Raw genomic sequence first — 20,594 nt, 5'->3', positions numbered from 1 at the left:
TTAGCTGCTGCTGAAATTAGAGGCCGACGTTGATGCCGAAGATGATGGTACGGGGCTGGGGAGCGGTGTAGAAATCTATACTGGTGCGTACGTTCGGCAGGTCGTCGGCTAGAAAGTCAGCCGCCACTTCGGGGTCCCATCCTTCGTAGTTAGTGATGGTGGCCAGGTTCTGTCCGGTCACGTAGAAGCGCAGGCGGGTCACTCCGAGTCGGTCGATCAGCCGGGCTGGTAGCTCGTATGCCAGGGTCATGGTCTTGAGCCGCACGAAGTTGCCACTGCTCAGGTATCGGCTGCTGCGACCCTGATCGGCGTTGCCCCAGTAAAAGCGGGCCTCGGGTACGTCGGTGATGGTATTCTCGGGCGTCCAGGCATCGAGCTGGTCGCGGGTCTGGTTGTCAAACCAGCACCCCCCGCAGCTCTGAAATACGCCGGCAGAGTTGTGGACCTCGTTGCCGAAGCTTCCCTGTACGAAGATGTCCAGGCTGATCCCCTTGTAGCTCAGGTTGTTGTTCCAGCCCGCCAGGGTGGTGGGTAACGCATCACCGAGTATCGTGAAGTTAGCCTCGTTGGCATCGTTGGTCGTAGCGCCGGGGTCGATGATGTTGCCGGCGTCGTCCCGTGCATTGACGTAGTATAGCCCGTCTCCGTTAGCGGGGTCTACGCCTGCATACTCCAGGCCGTAGAAAGCCCCCAGGCTCTCCCCGATGCGCACGACATTCATGTAGCGGCTGCCCCCGTCATCGATGAGTTCCTGTCCGTCGGCCAGCGATAGCACCTCATTGTCATTGTAGGCGAAGTTTGCGCTGGTACTCCAGCCGAACTCACGGTCGAATACAGTCGCATTCAGCAGCAGCTCCACGCCCCGGTTGCGCAGCTCCCCTACATTGCGGAACTGCGTGCGAAAGCCCGTCGTACCGGGCACCGGCACATTCAGCAGCAGGTCGGAGGTATTCTTGACGTAGTAGTCGATCTCACCACTGAGCCGGTTATTGAAAAAGCCGAAGTCGACGCCCACGTCGAACTGCAGGGTTTCCTCCCAGGTCAGGTCGGAGTTGGCGATCTGCGAGGGTGCCAGACCACTACCCGCGTAGACCCGCGCCTCGTACAGGCCCCGGCTGGCAAAGTTGCTGATGCTGGCATTACCAGTGAGTCCGTAGCTCGATCGCACCTTCAGGTAGCTCACCGCACTGCCATCGGCAAAGAAGTCTTCGTTGCTGAGCACCCAGCCCACGGCGGCGGCGGGGAAGAAGCCGTACTGATTGTTGGCACCGAAGCGGCTGGACCCATCCAATCGGCCGCTCACGCTAAGGAGGTACTTGCGGTCAAAATTGTAGTTGAGCCGGCCGAAGTAGCTCAGGAAGCTAAACTCGGTGAGCTCCGTCAGCCCATCCGTGATATCGGACGCGCTGGCGATCGTCCGCAGCTGGTCCAGGGGAAATTCCTGCCCCTCCACCAGAATGCTCTCGTCTTCCGATTTTTGAAACTCTACCCCTCCTACAACGTCCAGATTATGGACGCCATCGAGGCTCTCGTTGTAGAGCAGCAGCGCCTTGGTGTTGTAGTTGACGATATTGGTCCACCGGCTATCGGCAAAGCCATTGGTCGCTTCACCGCCGTCCGTCTCACTGCCCAGGAAGCGGTTCTGCTTGATGTTAGCGACATCCACGCCGGCTTCCGCCCGGAACGATAGCCCGCCGATCAGCTGGTACTCCCCGAATACATTGGCCAGGGTGCGGTAGCTGATGGATGACTGGTCGCTGCCCTCCAACTCGACCAGGCCATTGTAGTAGGTCGTCACCGGACGGTCGAACAACTGCCCGGGCGCATACCCCTCGTAGTCTTCCCCGGTGGTGTTCCGCACCGGCGTTATCGGAGCGAGAGCGATCAGTTGCAGGGGCGTACTGAAGGCATTGTCGTTGCTGACCCGATCATTCTGGCTGCGGCTGAATCCGAGTCGCATGCCGTAATTGAAGCGGTCGTTCGCCCGGGCATCGATATTGAGGCGCGTGCTGAGCCGCTCGAATCCGTTGTTAACCAGGATACCCTCCTGACCGGAATAGCCGAAACTAGCGAAGTACGTTAGCTTGTCCGTACCACCACTGGCACTGACGTCCGCATTGCGGCTGCTACCGGTGCGGAAAGCCTGGTCCTCCCAGTTGGTGTCGGTCTCGTTATCGCGCCACTCGCTGGGGCCACTGTAACGGTCAAAGCGGCCCTCCACGAAGTCCAGGTAGGCCTGGGTCGTATTCTCCAGGGTGTAGTCTTCTTCGGCCAGACCGAAGTCGTTCAGGCCATTGTTGAAGTCGTAGCGCGCGCCGCCCCGGGCGGTCTGGCGGAAGAACTCGACGTATTCCCCCGCATTCAGGAACTCCCGCCGCCGGCTGGGCTCGCTGCTGCCGTAACTCAGGTTGACGTTGAACTTCGATTTTCCGCTGGCCCCCGTTTTCGTCGTGATCAGGATCACCCCATTGGCCGCCCGCGAGCCGTAAATAGCGGCCGAGGAAGCGTCCTTGAGGATCTCTATGGAGGCAATGTCATTGGGGTTGATGTCGGCCATGAAGTTCTGGCTGCCGCTGCCCGGACTGGTAAACGTACCGCTGGTAATGGGTACGCCATCCACCACGTAGAGCGGATCGTTGCCCGCCGAGATGGACGAGCTACCGCGTACCCGCACGTTGATCCGCCCGCCGGGCTTACCGCTCACGGCCTGCACGAAGACACCCGCCGTACGCCCCTGCATCGCTTGCTCGACACTCGACACGGGGAGGTTCTCAATGTCCTCCCCCTCGATCTGCGCGATGTTACCCGTTAGGGTGCTTCTGATCTGACTACCGTAGCCGACTACTACTACCTCCGACAGTTGGGCGGCATCTTCATCCATGACGACATCGATGGTAGTTTGGCCCGCGATGGCGAGTTCCTGCGTTTTAAATCCCGTGTAGGAGATCACCAGACGGTCCACTCCCTCTGGCACCGTAAGGGTATAATTACCGTCAATATCCGTGACCGTCCCGGTACTGGTGCCCTCGGCCAGCACGGAAGCGCCGATGAGTGGTTGCCCGGTAGCGTCGGTTATGGAGCCGCTGACAGCAGTCTGGGCGACCAGACTGAGGGAGCCCCCCAGCAGTAGGGCAAAGAGCAGTAATCGTTTCATTTTCCCTAGTGAGTTAGTTGAACTGTTGAAGATAAGTGCTACACCACATATCTTTTCAGTCACTTGGGATACCTTTTTGTGATGTTCACGACATTTTCTACGGCTAGACCAACTATTCAGCCCCTTGACCGCCAGTCCAGTAGCTAGTATGTCCGCCTGTTATCTTCAATGCCCGCGCGCGCTGGGTATTAACTACCGTACACCTCCAACATCGCCTCCAGGTCCGCCTTCGTATTCGCCTCGTCCATCGGCTTATCCTGGCGCCAACGCAGCATACGCGGAAAGCGCAGGGCCACCCCCGATTTATGCCGCGTGCTCTTGCGGATGCCCTCGAAGCCGATCTCGAAGACCTGCTGGGGCTTGACCGAGCGCACGGGACCGAACTTCTCCACCGTGTTCCGGCGTACCCAGCTCGTGATCTGGTTGAACTCCTTGTCGGTCAGGCCCGAGTACGCCTTGGTGAAGGGCACCAGCACGTCGCCGTCCCAGACGCCGAAGGTGAAGTCGGTATAGAGGTTAGCACGCCGGCCGTGGCCCCGCTGGGCGTACATCATCACGGCGTCGATGGTGAGCGGATCCACCTTCCACTTCCACCAGTCGCCCTTCTTGCGGCCCTGCTTGTACTCACTGTCGCGCCGCTTGAGCATGATGCCCTCGCTGTACTTCTCGCGGGCGGTTTCGCGCTCGGCGGCCAGCTCATCCCAGTGCGTGAAGTGAAAGACCGGACTGAGCTGCAGTACCTCCTGGGTATCGTTCTCTTCGATGACCCGCTCCAGTAGCTCCCGGCGGCCGCTCATGGGGAGCTTGCGCACGTCGCGCCCCTCGTACTCGAGGATGTCGTAGCACATGAGCACGACGGGGGCGTCCTTGAGCAGTTTCTTGCTGACCGTCTTGCGGCCGATCCGGGTCTGCAGAACGTTAAAGCCCAGGGGCTGCCCGTCGCGGTAGGGCAGGATCTCGCCGTCGATGACCGTGCCGTTGGGGATAGCGGAGGCCAGCAGGTGGTATTCGGGATACTTGTCCGTCACCAGTTCTTCCCCGCGCGACCAGACGAACACCTCGTCTTCCCGTACGATGACCTGTCCGCGGATGCCATCCCACTTATGCTCGGCCTGCCACTCGTCGGGACTGCCCAGTTCACCCGCCGGCTGCTCCAGCTGGTAGGCCAGGTAGAAGGGATAGGGGCGCGAGATATCGTCGGTGGCTGACTCCGAGTGGATCAGCTCCTCGAAAGTGGTATCGTTGGGCGTCCAGTTGCCCATCAGGCGGTGGGCCAGGTTGGTTTCCTCGATGCCGGTGGCACTGGCCAGCGCGCGGGTCATCAGTTTCTGGCTCACGCCTACACGGAAGTTGCCCGTAATGAGCTTATTGAACAGGTAGCGCTCGGTGGTACCGAGACCGCGCCAGGCTTCCTGTACGGCTTCCTTTTTCCCCTCCTCATCGTAGCCGGCAAACTGCTCGATGTACTGGATCCAGTAGGTGAGGGTATGGTCGTAGTCCTGCTCGGGCGGCGGCAGCACGAGGGCGATGGTTTCGGCCAGATCGCCCACTACGTGGTAGCTTTCTTCGAGTATCCACACGTCGATACCGCTCAGTTCCCCAGCCCAGGCACGCAGCAGTTTGGAGTTGACCGTTCTGCGGGGCCGCCGGTGCGAAAGCAAGGCCATGGTCCAGAGCTTATCCTCATCGTCGACCTGGATGAAGTAGTCGGCGAGGGCGGCCACCTTGGTGTTGATCTTGGTGGTGCGGTCTAGGCGCTTGAAAAGTTCGGCGAAGTTCTTCATTTCAACACGGATTTCGCAGATTCAATGCACGGATTAAGCACAGATATGGGATGGTGTGTGAGAGGACAATCCGTGATTAATCCGTGAAGACAATCCGTGTCCTCCGTGTTTAACCTACTCCTCATCAGCCAGAGCATTTTCCTTACTAGTCTCCTCGCTCCCCTTCGTTTCGATCTCCGCCAGTTCTCCTTCGTAGTCGGTCTCCAGCTCGACGGCATTATAGCCCTGCTCGCGCAGGTACTTACTGAAGATGGCTGTGTAGCCGTGGGTAACGTAGATGTTGTCGGCTCCGGTAAGGTCGATGGCTTCCAGGAGGCTGGGCCAGTCGCAGTGGTCGCTGAGGACGAAGCCGCGGTCGGCCCCCCGGCGGCGTCTGGCACCGCGCAAAGTCATCCAGCCGGAGGCGGCGGCGACCGAGGCGTTACCGAATTTCTTGACCCAGGGCTGGCCGATGGCGCCGGGGGTGGCTACGACGATGTTGCCGGGGTATTCCTTCTTATTGACTTCGCGGGTCACGCGAGTCGTATCGGGGAGCTTGATGCCCTGGGCGCGGAGCACCTCGTTGGTGTTTTCGATGGCGCCGTGGGTGTATATCTTACCAATGCTGGTATCCAGGCCATCGAGGATACGCTGCGCTTTACCCAGGGCGTAGCCGGTGATGATGGCGGTGCGGCCCTCGGCGGCGGTGGCGCGCCACCAGTCGTTGATGTCGGCAAAGAGCTCTTCCTGGGGAATCCAGCGGTAGACGGGCAGCCCGAAAGTGGACTCGGTAATGAAGTGCTGGCACTGCACGGGCTCGTAGGGCTGGCAGAGACCGTCGTCTTCTAGCTTATAGTCGCCACTGGCCACCCAGATCTCGCCCTTGTACTCGACGCGGATCTGGGCGGAGCCGATGATGTGTCCGGCTGGATGAAAGCTGAACTTCACCCCGTTGATGGTCTTGACCTCACCGTATTCCACCGTCTCCAGGTCGATATCGCCCAGCCGGTACTTGATGACCGGTGCGGCCAGGCGGGTGCTCAGGTAGTGGTCGTTGCCCCAGCGCGAGTGGTCAGCGTGGCCGTGGGTGATGAGGGCGCGGGGTACGGGCTTCCAGGGATCGATGTAGACATCGGCCCGCGCGCAGTAGATGCCGCGGTCGTTGAAGGTGAGAAGGGGCATTGGCGATGGAACGGGGAGAGGCGCTGGGGGGTTCAGGCGAATGGGTCCAGTACCCTACCGCACCACCGGCACCCGCACCACACTCGGATACTCGGCCGAATGATGGATCACGTTGCGGGCCACCACGCCCTCCGACTCCGTGACATTATCGCCGCCCGTATTGAGGTTGCGGTCGAAGCGGGGAAAGTTGGAGCTGCTCACCTCCACGCGTAGCCGGTGACCGGCCTGAAACACGTTGCTGGTGCTCATCGGCGTCAAGTCGATCCGGTACACCTCGCCGGCTTCCATGAATACCTCCTTCTCGTAGCCCTCGCGGTAGCGCACGCGCTGAATCGTCTCGTCGAGGTTGTAGGCGGCCCCATCGGGGTCTACGTCGATGAGCTTGATGGTCACGTCGGTATCCTTGGCGTCACTGCTGAGGTAGAGGGTCGATTCTACAAATCCACTCACCTCCGTGTCTTCGGTGAAGGGCTCGGAGGTATAGACCAGGATGTCGTTGCGCGCCTCCATGACCCGCTGGTCGTAGCTGCCGCCCTTCACCGCATCGCCGGTGCAGCAGACGTTACCGCCGTAGCTTTTGACCGGGTTCATGGGGTCGTAGACGATGGTATCGGGCCGGTCCTCCGCCGTACCGGACAGACTGCGCACCAGCGTCCCCGCCCCGTACATCGTGTTAGCATCTCCCGCGCTGGCGAGGTAGAAGTCTACCAGCTCCGCGCTCGGTGGGGGCCAGGCGGAGGTGGTCTGCCATTCGTTGCTGCCCATGCTGTAGTAGGTCACGCGGGCCAGGGTGTCAATAATTTCAGGCGTCTCGTTCTTCAACCAGCGGTCGAAGAAGCCGTACACCAGGGCATCGTAGTCGTAGCGGGCATCCCCCACGCTGCGCTCGCCTACGATGGTGTTCTGGGTGGCGCGGGAGTAGGCGCAGTGCAGGGTGGGCGCGATCCAGAGGTACTGATTAGCGCGCGACTGCTCGGAGACCGCGTTCTCCCGTACGTGATTGAACAGTGCCAGATTAGGCGAGATCGACACGTCGTACCAGCTCGTGAACCAGAAGGTGGGTACGTCGAAAGGCATATCATCGTGGTACAGCCCGCCCTCGTACCAGGCCGGGTCGTTGGGCTTGCGCTGGATCATGTCTTCGTACACGCCGGTCGGCCCCTGCTTGGCTTTGATGATATCGCTGACCGGTAGCGTCGACAGCAGCTCCGTGGAAGAGATGTCCGGATATGTGGGCGCCATGTCGTAGAAGCGCGACAGCCGCTGCAGGTCGGCCTGACTCAGCCCTTCCTGCAACCTCGGTGCCAGAGGATCGTGCTGCACCTGGTACAGCCAGCTGGTGAACAGCATCTGCTGGGCACCGCCGCGGTACCAGTTGCCCTGCTCCATGTAGTCCCCTACCCTACCCACGCCGGCGCCGTAGCCCATCGGCACCATGGCCCTGAGTGCGGGGTGCCCCAGACTGGCCACTGCCATCTGCCACTCGGCCGTGGAGCTACAGCCGTACAGACCGACCTTCCCGTTGCTCCATGCTTGGGTGCTCATCCACTCGATGGCGTCGTAGCCGTCGGTCAGGGGTACGCCCAGGATATCCCACTCCCCTTCCGAGAAGTAGCGCCCGCGCTCGTTTTGCACCACGTAGGCGAAGCCCCGGCTGACCGCCTCGTAGGCCCGTTCGTAGGTCCGCGTCTGCTCCTCCCCCTTCACGTAGCCATTGAACTGGTAGGGCGTGCGACTGAAGATTATGGGAGCCTTATCCACGTTCTTCGGCCGGTACACGTCGGTAGCCAGTCGCTTGCCGTCGCGCATTTCCACCATCACCTTCTGTTCGATGTGGGCGATCTCGGCCAGCTCCAGGTATTCCTGGGAGTCCTGGGCGCGTACGCAGGTGCAAAGCAGTAGAAGGAGGAAAGCGAAGCGGTAGCGCACGGCGGGTGGGTTTGGTGACCCGCGAAAGGTAGGTGATTGCACCACGGATTACACGGATTGGGCACAGATTCGGTGCAGATTTTGCTGCCGTAGCCGCCAGCAAAGGTCGAGGGCTTGCAGCCCGAGCGTCCGGGGCGTGCGGTGCGAGGGCCTATCTAAAAGCTTCCGGCCGGATTCTCCGACTCGCTCAGAAATTTCTCGGTCTTGGCCCGCTCTACCTTATTGTACAGTCGGCTCGACTCGTGGCGGTCGCGCACCACCTTAGCCAGAGTAAAGCAGGAGCTCACTGTGAAGACAAAGCCCATGGCGAGAAATCCCTTAGTAGCCAGGTCGGCGGGTAGCAGTACGATGCCAGCCAGGGTACCTACAGTGGCTAGGATGAAAGCGATCCACGCCATATTGTGGAAGGATGCGCTATTCGAATGATCGATGATGGAATGAGACATGGATGGTCCATTTGGTTTGATCCCGCCCTCCGGGATGGGGTATCGGCGGTGAAAGTCACGGGTTCCACGCCTGAGTCTACCTTGTTTTCGACCAGCGATAGCACTGCGACCACGAAACAACAGCATTAACGCAAACGACCCGTGGGTTTTGGTGATCCGCCGAGGGTAGGTGATTGCACCACGGATCGGGGTAAGCAAAGGTCGAAGGCTTGCAGCCCGAGCGTCCGGGGCGTGGAGCCCCGGCCAGTGTCACGTACAGCTACCACGCCTACCCACTCACTACTCCCGCCGGTACACCTCGAATTCCCGGTCCTGCCCCACCAGCTCCCACCGTCCCTCCGGCAGCGGCTCAGTGGGCCGTTTTACGTAGTAGGTAGCTGCCGATGGTAGCACCTCCCCGTCCGACTGAATGAAATACAGGGGATAAAACGCCTCGTCCGACCCAGCTACCTTCGCATCCGTAGGAAGCTGATCCAGCAGCGTAGTCATTGACTGGTAGGTAGGCACGATATCGTAGTAGTACAGGTGCAGCGAGAACTTGGCCGGTGTGAGCCAGATCAATGCCCCCGCCAGCAGGAGCCAGCCTACCGCTACCAGTCGTAGCCAGCGTCTGGGTAATTTGCTACCTACCGTCCATTCCCAGGCCGCCAGGGGTATACACGCGATTAATAGGCCCACGAACTGCAGCTGAAATACCAGCGTACGGTGGAAGGGTACGGCCCGCATCACCAGGACCGTACCGATGGTGCTACACAGTACGATGAGGTAGATGATAGCCAGTCGCCGCAGTAGCACGCGCTGCGCAAACACGAGCAGCAGGGGCAGTAGGGCTAGCAGCGGGAGTAAATACGGCAGCACGCTACCTATGTCCAGCGCCAGGTAGTTCACGTAATGAGGCAGCGTAGGTAGGAACATCCTGGCAAAAGCTACTCCACCCTCCTCGCCCGCCGCCACGTACCGATTGTCCACCATCGCGCCCAGGCCCGAGTAGGTGATGGCCGGCAGGTAAACCAGCAGTACCGCCACCCCCGCCACCAGCTGCGTAGCAATCAACTGCCAGTCTATTCGGCGCCTACGGATCCAGTCGCGTACGATCCAGATCAGCAGGGCTAGGTGCAGGTACAAAAACACCGGTACCGTAGCGTAGGCCAGTACACAGCAGCCCGCGAATACCCACCGCATCCCGCGCCCCCGCCCACTTACGTACTGCCACACCGCCAGGAACGCCCCCCAACTGAACAGCAACAGCAGCGCATACCCCCGCGCCTGCACCGCAAAGCCCCAGACCGGTAGCAGCACCGCCAGAAATAATGTCAGTGCCAGCGCCGCCAGCCGATCGGACAGTAGCGAGCGGAGCCAGACGTACTGTAGCACACCCAGTAGCAGGTACGCCAGTAGGGAAATGAGCCGGCCGGTGAAGACGAGATCATCCGCCCAGCCGAAAAGCGTCCCGTTGAGTACGTTGAACAGCACATGGTTATTCGGCAGCATGTAGTAGGTGAGCGCGCGCAGCGGACCCGGGGCAGCCGCGTGCATCGCTGAGAAAACCTCGTCGTAGGCGGGGGGCAGCAGTTGATTGCCGTAGACCCACAGACCAAGTTGTACGGTGGCCAGGCACAGTAGGGGTAGGATGTCGTCGCGCTTCACTGGCACCCGGATCGCAGGAGCCGCGCGCTGCTCCGCATGTCTCCAGCAGTAGCCCAGGTAGACTAGGACGGCCACGGCCAGCAGGATCGCCACCGCGGCAAACCGATCGCCCGCCGCCTTGGTAGATGGGGTGAAGAAGTCGGTCGTCCAGAAAGCATCCCGGTAGAAGGGACCGGTAGCGAGGTAGGCGTCACGCAGGGTCGTGTAGTCCTGGCTCAGGTACCAGGCAGCGTAAACGATATTGGACAGGAAGAACAGCACCGCCAGCCCATACGCGAGTCGCGGTATGCTACGGGACCGGGGGGAGGCTGGGTGCATGGGGTGAAGGTAAGGTCGGGGGCCTGCAGGCCTGTACGCCGCCGCTACCCAACCTAGACCCGCCTGCCGTCGTTCCCCTTTCCGTACCCATACCCCCCGTCCGCCCATGCGCATACTGTTACCGCTGCTTCTGCTCCTGTCTATCCCCCTCACCGCCCAGCAGAAAGCCATTACGCTGGAGGACATCTGGGCCACCTACACCTTCAGTCCCGACGGGGTCAGCGGCTTCAACTTCCTGCAGGACGGCACCTCCTACGCGGCACTGGAGAATAACCAGGTCGTCACCTACGACATCACGACCGGCGAGCAGACCGGCACCATCCTAGCCGACTTCGACGGCAAGATCGACGACTACGCCTTCAGTGCCGACGAGCAGAAGCTGCTACTGAGTACTGGGTCCGAGCAATTGTTTCGCCGTAGTTCGCAGTCCTTTTACTCCGTATACGATACCGAGACCGGCACGCTCACCCCCGTCTACCCCGACAAGAAGCACCGTCTGGCTACCCTCGATCCCACCGGCGAGCGCGTAGCCTTCGTGGTCGACAACAATGTGTACATCAAATCGCTCACCGACGGTACACTCACCCAGGTCACCGAAGACGGCGAGGCCAACGCCTTCATCAACGGCGCCACCGACTGGGTCTACGAGGAGGAGTTCGGCTTCAGCAAGGCCCTGTACTGGAGTCCGGACGGGCAGCGCCTGGCCTACCTCAAGTTCGACGAGCGGGCGGTACCCGAGTTTACGTACACGGACTTTCACAACGAGCTGTACCCCGACTACGTCACCTTCAAGTACCCCAAGGTGGGGGCCGAAAACAGCACGGTCAGTCTGCACAGCTACGACCTCGGCAGCGGCGAGACCACGGACCTGCTCACGGTCAATGAAAGCGCCGACCAGGAGTGGCACTACCTGCCCCGCGTGCAGTGGACGCAGGACGCCAACGCCCTCACCGCCCAGCGCATGAACCGCCACCAGAATAAGCTCGAACTACTGCTGTTTGACGTAGAGGCCGGCACCCAGCGCACCCTGCTGGAGGAGGAGAACCAGTACTACATCGACGTACACGACAACCTAACCTTCCTCGACGAGGGCTTCGTCTGGACCAGCGAGCAGGACGGCTTCAACCAGCTGTACATGTACGATATGCAGGGCGGCAACCCCCAGCGGCTCACCTCCCAGCGCTTCGACGTCACGGACTTCTACGGGGTGCACGACGGCCAAGTCTTCTTCCAGGCCGCCGGGCGCGATCCCATGGAGCGGGAGGTGTACGTCAAGTCGCTGCGCGGCCGTGACTTGCCCCGCCCCGTAGCCGCCGAGCCGGGCTACAACAGTGCGGAATTTTCGGGCACCTACGACTACTTCGTACTCTCCCACTCTACCATCAACAGTCCCGAGACGGTCACCGTAATGGATGCGGCGGGGTCGCAGGTGCGGCGCATTGTGGATAACGCAAAGCTCGCCCAGACGGTCAGTGACTACGGCTACCAGCCGGCTGAATTCTTCACCTTCACGACCGAGGAGGGCACGGAGCTCAATGGCTACATGATCAAGCCGGCCGGCATGGTCACTAGCGAGCAGCACCCTTTGTTGATGCACGTGTACGGCGGCCCCGGCAGCCAGCAGGTGCTCGACAACTGGCGCGGGCAGAACATGGCCTGGTTCCAGTACCTCGCCCAGCAGGGCTTCGTGGTTGCCGTGGTCGACAACCGGGGCACCGGCGCCCGCGGCGAGGAGATGAAAAAGCAGACCTACCTCACGCTGGGCAAGCAGGAAACCGAAGATCAGATCAGTGCCGCGAAATACCTCGGCGGACTGGACTACATCGACGCCGACCGCATCGGCATCTTCGGCTGGAGCTACGGCGGCTTCATGGCCCTCAACGCGATCCTGCACGGCAACGATGTATTCGCCGCAGCCATCTCCGTAGCGCCGGTAACCAACTGGAAGTGGTACGATAGTATCTACACCGAGCGTTACATGCGCACCTACGCGGAAAATAAAGCGGGCTACGATGAGAACAGCCCCGTTAACTTTGCCGATAAGCTAAAGGGAAACCTGCTACTGGTGCACGGCATGGGCGATGACAACGTCCACTTTCAGCACACGGCTGAAATGGCCAACGCACTAATTATGAATAATAAGCAGTTTGACACCTATTTTTACCCCAACCGCAATCACGGTATTTACGGCGGTCCCACCCGCCTGCATTTATATACAAAAATGACTAACTTTCTCCTCGCTAGCATCGGTCCCGGTGCGGCGACGAAGTGAGCAACGATTTTACGCTAACCGGCGAACTCCATAGCTAAACGGGCCGTTCCCAAACGCACAGTTTTAAACTAGTAGATCACAAGAGGCTCCCGTCATGACCCGGCGGAGCCTCTCTTTTTTCCCACCACCATGGCCAAGAAGACGAAGGAAAAGGAATTCGTGAACCGCAAGGCGAAGTTCGAGTACGAATTCATCGAATCCGTAGAGGCGGGTATCAAGCTGACCGGCACCGAGATCAAGAGCATCCGCGCCGGCCACGTCAACCTGCGCGACGGCTACTGCGCCTTCGACCGCGGCGAGCTCATCCTGCGCTCCCTTTACATCGGCGAGTACAAGCAGGGCAACCAGTTCAATCACGAAGAGCGTCGCCCCCGCAAGCTGCTGCTGAAGCGGCAGGAACTGCGCAAGTGGGATAAGAAGGTCAAGGAAAAAGGCTTCACGATCGTACCCTACCGCCTGTACCTCAACGAACGCGGGTTCGTCAAGGTAGAGATCGCCCTGGTGCAGGGTAAGAAGGTGTACGATAAGCGGGATACCATCCGCAAGCGCGAGAACAAGCGCACCATGGACCGCATCAAGAAGCAGTACCTATAGGCTGGCGAAGGCGCGGTAGTTATCCAGATTATCCAGTAGCATCCACTCGGTGAGTTGCCGGGCCCGCCAGGTCGGCGTAGTGTAGCGCAGGTGACCCGCGCGTACCCCGAACAGCCGGGCCAGTGGATCGAAGCCCTGCTGGGTGGCCACGCTCTGAGCAGCCTCCAGGTTCTCGTCACCGGGCAGCTCTACCAGATTGGGGCGGCCCCACAGGAATTGTTGGACGGCATGCTTCTGCTCGCTGGGTACCCGCAGGCGGTAACCCGCCGCACTGGCCGGGATGTAGGCCTGTACGAACATGGGATTGATGCGACGCAGGGTAGCGGGACGGATATTACACTCCCGGGCCAGCTTAGCCAGCGTCATGCGGCGGTGTACGCGCACACTCTCAGTGCCCGGTAGCTCGCGGGGGGTGAGCCCGTGGTCGTCGTAGTAGTTGACTGCGTAGGCGGCGGCCAGGTAAGCCGCTACGTAGCGCTGGGTCTCGCCGGGCAGGTAGGCCATTACTTCATCGTAGGTATCGCTGCCCGCGGCGCGGATGGCGCGGCGTACCCGTCCGCCACCGGCATTGTAGGCGGCCAGCACCATGTTCCAGTCCGCAAATTCCTCGTGCAGACCTTTGAGCATCAGTACGGCGGCCTCCGTGCTGCGGTGGATATCGAGCCGTTCGTCGATGGTACCGTCTACCCGCAGCCCCATCTCGCGGGCCGTGGCGGGCATCAGCTGCCACAGGCCGGCGGCGCGGGCCGAGGATACGGCACCGGGTACCAGCATGGACTCGGCTACAGCCAGGTACTTCAGGGAAGCGGGCATGCAGTGCTTGGCCAGGTAGTATTCGAAAATAGGAAAGTAGAGATTGGCGCGACCCAGCATGCGCTCGGTGCTGCGGCCTCCGGGGCCCAGGTAGTCAGCGATCTTGCGTTGGGTGAACGCGTCGGTAGCTACGGTAGGAAGGGGAAGATCGAGGCGTTGGAGTCGGTTGGTTAACTGTGCCTCGCGGGAAATAGTGACGGGTGAAGAAAGCGTAGCGCTAGCCATGGTGGGAATCACTACGAGAAGGCAGCAAAGCCCCTGGTAGAAAGCCCGTTGGAGCTTGCTCATTAAACAGTATTTCGTGAAAAAATCATGCCGCTCAGTGCAATGGGCAACACGCAGTGGACCGCAACTGGCCCACGTACACGGCTGAATGTCAAGACCATTGTCCCGCAACCGTAGACGGTAAAATTAGGGGCTTTACCCCATGCACATCAAGGGCAGGAGGCTTACCACTGCCATCTTAACAGTCGGGGACAGCGGGGTGTTTGCTAGTGCCAGGACACACGAAAGCGAGACGGGCCACTGACAATTTGGTGATAGACAGCAGATTACCTTTGTACACTCCGCAATCTGATGATAGGCCGAATTTAATTGTTCGACCACACCCGAAGTGCGAACCTTAGTATGCCCCGGCGCAGCGCCTTAAAGTGCTATGTGGAGCAGACTTTAACAGTTTCGGGGGCCCTCCGGGGTCCACGTACGATGCCGTAGCTTTGTGGCCAAGCCCTCCCAGCATGCTCAAAATCGGATTGATCGGCCTCGGCCACCTCGGCAAAATTCACCTGCGGTGTATCCTGCTCGCTGCCCAGACGTACGAGCTGGTGGGTATCTACGATGCCGATACCGACCTGACCCGGCGCCTGGCGGACGAGCACGGCACACGCGCCTTTTCCTCCGCCGCCGACCTGATCGCCGCGGTGGATGTAGTGGACGTAGTAACCCCCACGACCACCCACTTCCAGGTGGTGAAGCAGGCCTTACTGGGCCACTGCCACGTCTTCGTAGAAAAACCCCTCACCCAGACCCTGGAGGAAGCCAAAGAACTCATTGAGCTTAGCCGCCGGGCCGGAAAGCTGGTCCAGGTCGGCCACGTAGAGCGCTTCAACCCCGCCCTACTCGCCCTGAAGGACGTGCAGGTGCGCCCCTACTTCATCGAAGCGCACCGACTGGCTATGTTCAATCCCCGTGGCACGGACGTCAGCGTAGTACTCGACCTGATGATCCACGACCTGGACATCATTCTCAAACTGGCCGACGACGAGGTCAGCGAAGTACGCGCCAGTGGCGTAGCAGTACTGAGCGAGACCCCCGATATCGTCAATGCCCGCATCGAATTCCGCAACGGCGCGGTGGCCAACCTGACCGCCTCGCGGGTCAGCCTGAAGAATATGCGTAAGGTGCGCCTCTTCCAACGGGATGCCTACATCAGTCTGGATCTGCTGGAGAAGGAAAGCCAGGTCGTGCGCCTCTTCGAAGCGGACGCGACCGACGTACCTGCCCAGGGCCAGCAATTCCCCCTCGATACGCCCCGTGGCCCCCGTATCATTCACGTTGACGAGCCCGCTAGCGGACCGGCCAATGCCATTCAGTTGGAGCTGGAAAGTCTGGCGGAGAGCATTAATGGCGGCCGTCCGGCGGCGGTCAGTATCGAAGACGGCTACCGCGCCCTGGCGCTGGCCGAGCGCATTTCCAAGGCGGTGCGGGAGAACCAGGAGCGGCTCCCGAGCCCCCTGGCAACCTAGTCCTAATGCCGCGCCCTGTAATTTCGGCCCCGATGACCCACCCGCTTCCTCCTCCCGCCGGCCTGCAGCCGGATACGGCCGTCCGGCGCAGGCGCGACCGCTGGGTGTACGTAGCGGGAGATCTGCTCACCGCCTGGCTCGCCTGGACCGTGTTCTTCTACCTACGCGCCCGGGCGGAGGGCTCTACTGACGGACTCAGCGATATTCTGTCGGATAGCAACTACGGTTGGGGCAGTTTCTTTATTCCCCTTTGTTGGTGCCTGGCCTACCTGCTCTTCGATCAGTACCGTGACATCTACCGGCTCAGCCGCCTGACCACCCTGGTACAAACCCTGGTACTCTCCGTTGCCGGGACACTGCTGCTGTTCTTTTTCGTCCTGATCGACGATGCAGTGGTCAACTACTCTTCGTATTCCCGTAGTCTGTTTACGCTCTTCCTGCTGCACTTTCTGCTTACCGTCGGACTCCGTATGGTACTACTCACCCGTGCCAGCCGACGGCTCAAGGCCGGGGAGGTAGCCTTCAATACACTGATTGTGGGCGGTGGGCAGCGGGCCGTAGATCTGTATCGCGATATCAACGGTCGGCCTAAGGGACTGGGTAACCGCTTCATCGGCTTTGTCGAAAGCCAGAAGAAACAGCAGCCGGCCCTGCAGTCGCATCTTCCGCAGCTCGGTAGCCTGCGCGAGCTCTCGGACCTGATCGAGGTGCGCAACGTGGAGGAGGTGATCATTGCCATCGACACCAGCCAGCACAGCCGGCTGCGCGAACTGCTCAACGTACTGAGCGACTACGAGGGGCGGGTGCTGGTCAAGATCATCCCCGATATGTACGACATCATGCTGGGTACCGTAAAGATGAACCACGTCTTCGGCGCCGTACTGATCGAGATTCGGCAGAACATGATGCCCCGCTGGCAGCGCACCGTGAAGCGGGTACTGGACCTGACCACCTCCGTACTCCTACTCCTGCTGCTATCCCCCCTGCTACTCTACGTAGCGCTGCGGGTGCGGCTATCTTCCTACGGTCCCGTATTCTACACCCAGGAGCGGATCGGGCATGACGGCGTACCCTTCAGGATCATCAAGTTTCGGTCGATGTACGTGGATGCAGAGGCCGGCGGCCCCCAACTGAGCCGCGACGACGACGACCGCTGCACCCCCTGGGGGGCTACCATGCGCAAGTGGCGGCTCGACGAACTGCCACAGTTCTGGAACGTGGTGGTGGGAGAGATGTCCCTGGTCGGGCCCCGCCCGGAACGGCAGTACTACATCGACCTGATCCGCGCACGTGCCCCGCACTACCGCCACCTGCTACGGGTGCGCCCCGGTATCACCAGCTGGGGGCAGGTCAAGTACGGCTACGCCAGCACGGTAGACGAGATGGTGCAGCGGCTACAGTTCGACATTCTGTACATCGAGAACCGCTCCCTGGCCCTCGACTTCAAGATCCTGTTCTATACCCTGGTCGTGCTGGTACAGGGAAAGGGCAAGTGATCAGCCACGCCGTAGCGCACTGCACAGGATGCCCGCGGCCACCGCAGCGTTCAGACTCTCCGCCTGCCGGCCGGCGGCGCGGGGGATGGTCAACCGGCGATTGATATGCACCTGCGTCCCCGCCCGAATACCCGGTCCCTCGGCACCCAGTACGAGGATACCGGCGGGGGGTGGAGTGACGGAATAAATATCTTCTCCGGCAAGATCGGCACCGAACACGGCCAGCTGCGGCGCGGCAGTGACGAGGGCAGTCAGGTCCATTTCCTGGTAGTGGACGCGCAGGAAGGAGCCCATACTGGCCTGCACACTCTTGCTGTTGTACAGATCGGCCGTGCCCGGACCCCCGAAGACGTAGGGGAAGTCAAACCAGTCGGCAATACGCAGCAGCGCCCCCAGGTTGCTGGGGCTCTGGATACCGTCCAGGTAGAGCGACCAGTGGTCGGCGAAGGCAGGGGGCGGGGCCGCCGGTGCGGAGGTACTACCCTGTGGCAGATCGACTACCGCCAGTACCTGATGGGGGGTAGCCAGCTGACTGATACGGCCCAATTCTTTGGGGCTCACTACCGTTAGGGGTACACCGGCAGGAGGTGGCGATTGCTCCGCCCAGGAGGCTAGGGCATAGACATGGTCAACGGGGTACCGTGCTTGCCGCAGGAGCTCGCCGACGATGCGGGGTCCTTCGGCGGTGAATTTGTGGTAATTTTGCCGGACCTTCTTCTGACGCAGGCTGCTTATGAACTTAATGGTACCGGAGCTGATGGGCATACTGGCGGGGGGGCTGCGCCGCGCTGCACCGGTGGTCCTACTGGCCCTGTCGCTGACGGCCTGCAATGTTACAAAATACCTGGGGGACGGCGAGGAACTACTCACCGGCCAGCGCATCGAACTGGCCAAGCGACCCAAAGTAGCCAACCGCAGCGATGTAGTCTACGAGCTATCCACCCTGACGAAGCAGCAACCCAACGGCAACTTCCTCTTCCTGTTCCCGCGCGAGCACTTCTACCTGGCCAACAGCAAGGCACGGGATACCACGCGCATCGACCGCTTTCTGCGCAACACCATCGGGCAGCCCCCTGCACTATACAGCGATAGCCTCTCCCGCCGATCGGCCGCCCTGATGGCCGATTTTATGCGCTACCGCGGCTACTTCAACGCTACGGCCTACCACGAGGCCGACCGGCGCAAGGACCAGAAGGTGAGCCTGATCTACCACGTGGAGCCGGGACAGCGGTACCTGATCGACTCGGTGGACTACAGCAGTCCCGCACCGGCGATCGACAGCTTGCTCCAGGTGTTGAAGGCCGGCAGCACCCTACAGCCGGGTACGCCCCTGGACCTGACGGCCTTCGATGCGGAAAAGGCCCGCCTCAACGTGGCCCTGCGCAATGAAGGCTATGCCTACTTCTCGAGTACCTACTTCGATAAATTGGAGATCGACACCAGCCAGCGACAGGGCTACGCCAATATCTACCTGACTATCCTTCCCCCCCAGGACGAGCAGGCCTACCAGAAGTATACCGTCGGTCGGATCACGGTATTGACCGACTACTCCCCCGCCAGGGACGCTTCCGGGGAGGCCTACCCCGGCGATACCCTGGTGGAGGGTATCCGCTTCCTGTCTCCTTCCGCAAGCTTTCGGATGCGCCCGGATATTCTGGCGGACAATATCTTCCTGGAGACCGATAGCCTCTACAGCCGCGAGGCCTACGAGAAGACCAACCTGGCGCTGAGCGGGCTGGGCATCTATCGCTTCGTGCGGATCAACCAGCTGGTCGATCCCCTACGGCCCGGAGTACTCAATTACCAGATCCAGCTCAGTGCCGACAAGCGGATGGCGCTGGGCGTGGATCTGGATGTGAACTACACCAACCGGAGTCAGCTCGCGGACGTCAACACCCAGGTCAATAACCTCATCGGGGTGAGTGTGAGCCCTAATTTTCGCAACCGCAACGTCTTCGGGGGGGCCGAGTTGCTCACCATTGGTCTGCGTGCGGGGGTAGAGATCAACCCCAGTCCGGACAGTAGCGCACTGTTCTTCAACACCATCGACCTGGCCGCGGAGGCAACGCTCAACCTGCCGCGCTTCAAGGATTTCGGACTGTACGGCCTGGGGCGGAAGCTGGGGGTGTTCTCCCCGACCTTTTACCGGCAGCTGCAGGAGCGGGCTAGTACGCGCTACAGCCTGGCGTACGAGTACCTGTTCATCCGCACGTTCTATGCCTATACGATCGCCAACGCACGGCTGGGCTACGACTTCCGCCGCTCCCCGACCAGCCTGTACCGCATCAACCACGCGGCGCTGGACGTACTCAACTTCAGTGTGGAGCGGCAATTTCAGGAAATTCTGAATACCAACCGACGGCTTCAGCTCAGCATCAGCGATCAGTACTTCGTGAGCCTGCTGTTTCGCAGCATCGAGTACAGCCACATCGGCCGGGCCGATCCGCGGGGACGTTCGCTCTCCTTCAATGCCCAGTTCGAGCTGACCGGCGCCGAGGTCTTCCTGGCCGACCAGTTCATCGACAACCTGGACCCCGACAACCGGCTTGCCCAGTATGCCCTCGGGGTGGTGGATACACGGTTCAAGAAGCAGTTTTCGCCACTGCGCAGTTTTGCCAGTCGCTTCGTCTTTGGCATCGCGCGCCCCTTCAGTAAGGACGAGGAGGTTCCCTACGTCAAGCAGTTCTTTGCCGGCGGAGCGAATTCTATGCGGGCCTGGGCGCCGCAGGGTCTGGGTCCGGGCGGTTACCTGGATCCCCTGAGCATCAGTGACGGAGGAAACATCAACAACAACCTACGGCTCTACCAGACCGGCGATCTACAACTAGAGCTCAATTTCGAGTACCGCTTCAACCTGTTTTCCTTCGTACGCGGTGCTCTGTTTACCGACATCGGTAATGTGTGGCGCCTACGGGAGGACCCCGACCGTCCCGGCTCCCAATTCCTGTTTCGCGGACGGCTGCTCGATGACGAGGGGGCCGAGCCGTTTTACCACCAGCCATTCTACCGGCAGCTGGCCGTAGACGGTGGCTTCGGTATTCGTATCGACCTGAGCTACTTCGTCTTCCGGCTGGATCTGGCCATGCCCCTGCGGTACAACTACCCCCGGGCCACGGACGGTAGCCGGGCGCGACCCTTTTCGATCGACTATCCCGAGAGTGCCTACTGGCTCAGGAAGTTCGAGTTCGGTCAGCTTCGTCCGCAGATCGGTCTGGGCTATCCCTTCTGATCCGTA

The 20,594-nt window shown here is 60.8% G+C and carries 13 protein-coding genes; 5 read left to right on the top strand and 8 right to left on the bottom strand.

The window, feature by feature from the left end; all coding sequences use genetic code 11:
- Positions 1-16 precede the first annotated feature (16 nt).
- The 6 genes from MJQ68_RS11540 to MJQ68_RS11515 all read right to left on the bottom strand — a co-directional run bounded on the left by MJQ68_RS11540 (position 17) and on the right by MJQ68_RS11515 (position 10,439).
- A complete protein-coding gene (locus MJQ68_RS11540) occupies positions 17-3,154 on the bottom strand; it encodes a SusC/RagA family TonB-linked outer membrane protein (protein ID WP_238751262.1) in 3,138 nt (1,045 codons plus the stop codon).
- 188 nt (positions 3,155-3,342) lie between these two features.
- Positions 3,343-4,938 (bottom strand): ATP-dependent DNA ligase, encoded by a 1,596-nt coding sequence (locus tag MJQ68_RS11535; RefSeq protein WP_238751261.1) that lies wholly within the window; start codon positions 4,936-4,938, stop codon positions 3,343-3,345.
- Between the two features lie 114 nt (positions 4,939-5,052).
- On the bottom strand, positions 5,053-6,099 hold the full coding sequence (locus tag MJQ68_RS11530; protein ID WP_238751260.1) for a ligase-associated DNA damage response exonuclease: 1,047 nt from the start codon (positions 6,097-6,099) through the stop codon (positions 5,053-5,055).
- Between the two features lie 54 nt (positions 6,100-6,153).
- Positions 6,154-8,028 carry a CocE/NonD family hydrolase gene (locus tag MJQ68_RS11525; RefSeq protein ID WP_238751259.1) on the bottom strand — a complete coding sequence of 625 codons (1,875 nt, stop codon included), beginning with the start codon at positions 8,026-8,028 and terminating at the stop codon, positions 6,154-6,156.
- A gap of 155 nt (positions 8,029-8,183) precedes the next feature.
- Positions 8,184-8,474 (bottom strand): YiaA/YiaB family inner membrane protein, encoded by a 291-nt coding sequence (locus tag MJQ68_RS11520; protein ID WP_238751258.1) that lies wholly within the window; start codon positions 8,472-8,474, stop codon positions 8,184-8,186.
- Between the two features lie 279 nt (positions 8,475-8,753).
- The gene (locus MJQ68_RS11515; protein WP_238751257.1) at positions 8,754-10,439 is read right to left on the bottom strand and encodes a hypothetical protein; all 1,686 of its coding nucleotides are present in this window, start codon (positions 10,437-10,439) and stop codon (positions 8,754-8,756) included.
- A 106-nt stretch (positions 10,440-10,545) separates the two neighbouring features.
- On the opposite strand from MJQ68_RS11515, the gene MJQ68_RS11510 reads away from it, so the two are divergent.
- Both MJQ68_RS11510 and smpB read left to right on the top strand, forming a co-directional pair.
- Positions 10,546-12,711 carry a S9 family peptidase gene (locus MJQ68_RS11510; protein ID WP_238751256.1) on the top strand — a complete coding sequence of 722 codons (2,166 nt, stop codon included), beginning with the start codon at positions 10,546-10,548 and terminating at the stop codon, positions 12,709-12,711.
- 129 nt (positions 12,712-12,840) lie between these two features.
- Positions 12,841-13,305: an SsrA-binding protein SmpB gene (gene smpB, locus MJQ68_RS11505; RefSeq protein WP_238751255.1), complete on the top strand. Its 465-nt coding sequence runs from the start codon at positions 12,841-12,843 to the stop codon at positions 13,303-13,305.
- Here the strand turns inward: smpB and MJQ68_RS11500 are convergent.
- Entirely contained in the window at positions 13,300-14,406 is a 1,107-nt protein-coding gene (locus MJQ68_RS11500) for a lytic transglycosylase domain-containing protein (protein ID WP_238751254.1), read from the bottom strand. The genes smpB and MJQ68_RS11500 overlap by 6 nt on opposite strands.
- Before the next feature lie 449 nt (positions 14,407-14,855).
- Here MJQ68_RS11500 and MJQ68_RS11495 point away from each other — a divergent pair, with 449 nt between their 5' ends.
- The gene (locus MJQ68_RS11495) at positions 14,856-15,863 is read left to right on the top strand and encodes a Gfo/Idh/MocA family protein (RefSeq protein ID WP_238751253.1); all 1,008 of its coding nucleotides are present in this window, start codon (positions 14,856-14,858) and stop codon (positions 15,861-15,863) included.
- A 32-nt stretch (positions 15,864-15,895) separates the two neighbouring features.
- On the top strand, positions 15,896-17,359 hold the full coding sequence (locus MJQ68_RS11490) for a sugar transferase (protein ID WP_238751252.1): 1,464 nt from the start codon (positions 15,896-15,898) through the stop codon (positions 17,357-17,359).
- On the opposite strand, the gene MJQ68_RS11485 is transcribed toward MJQ68_RS11490, so the two are convergent.
- Entirely contained in the window at positions 17,360-18,124 is a 765-nt protein-coding gene (locus MJQ68_RS11485; protein ID WP_238751251.1) for a TrmH family RNA methyltransferase, read from the bottom strand.
- Between MJQ68_RS11485 and tamL the strand changes: the two genes are divergently transcribed.
- The gene (gene tamL, locus MJQ68_RS11480) at positions 18,093-20,588 is read left to right on the top strand and encodes a translocation and assembly module lipoprotein TamL (RefSeq protein ID WP_238751250.1); all 2,496 of its coding nucleotides are present in this window, start codon (positions 18,093-18,095) and stop codon (positions 20,586-20,588) included. The genes MJQ68_RS11485 and tamL overlap by 32 nt on opposite strands.
- The last annotated feature ends 6 nt before the right edge of the window (positions 20,589-20,594 follow it).

It is taken from the genome of Neolewinella maritima, assembly GCF_923081025.1.
Classification (GTDB): Bacteria; Bacteroidota; Bacteroidia; order Chitinophagales; family Saprospiraceae; genus Neolewinella; species Neolewinella maritima.
Note: the sequence above shows the minus strand (reverse complement) of the source record. Positions and strands in the feature narration are given on the sequence as shown.

Coding starts and splice junctions, on each gene's coding strand:
- MJQ68_RS11540 (WP_238751262.1), bottom strand. CDS start 3,154: ATGAAACGATTACTGCTCTTTGCCCTACTGCTGGGGGGCTCCCTCAGT.
- MJQ68_RS11535 (WP_238751261.1), bottom strand. CDS start 4,938: ATGAAGAACTTCGCCGAACTTTTCAAGCGCCTAGACCGCACCACCAAG.
- MJQ68_RS11530 (WP_238751260.1), bottom strand. CDS start 6,099: ATGCCCCTTCTCACCTTCAACGACCGCGGCATCTACTGCGCGCGGGCC.
- MJQ68_RS11520 (WP_238751258.1), bottom strand. CDS start 8,474: ATGTCTCATTCCATCATCGATCATTCGAATAGCGCATCCTTCCACAAT.
- MJQ68_RS11515 (WP_238751257.1), bottom strand. CDS start 10,439: ATGCACCCAGCCTCCCCCCGGTCCCGTAGCATACCGCGACTCGCGTAT.
- MJQ68_RS11510 (WP_238751256.1), top strand. CDS start 10,546: ATGCGCATACTGTTACCGCTGCTTCTGCTCCTGTCTATCCCCCTCACC.
- smpB (WP_238751255.1), top strand. CDS start 12,841: ATGGCCAAGAAGACGAAGGAAAAGGAATTCGTGAACCGCAAGGCGAAG.
- MJQ68_RS11500 (WP_238751254.1), bottom strand. CDS start 14,406: ATGAGCAAGCTCCAACGGGCTTTCTACCAGGGGCTTTGCTGCCTTCTC.
- MJQ68_RS11495 (WP_238751253.1), top strand. CDS start 14,856: ATGCTCAAAATCGGATTGATCGGCCTCGGCCACCTCGGCAAAATTCAC.
- MJQ68_RS11490 (WP_238751252.1), top strand. CDS start 15,896: ATGACCCACCCGCTTCCTCCTCCCGCCGGCCTGCAGCCGGATACGGCC.
- tamL (WP_238751250.1), top strand. CDS start 18,093: ATGAACTTAATGGTACCGGAGCTGATGGGCATACTGGCGGGGGGGCTG.
- MJQ68_RS11485 (WP_238751251.1), bottom strand. CDS start 18,124: ATGCCCATCAGCTCCGGTACCATTAAGTTCATAAGCAGCCTGCGTCAG.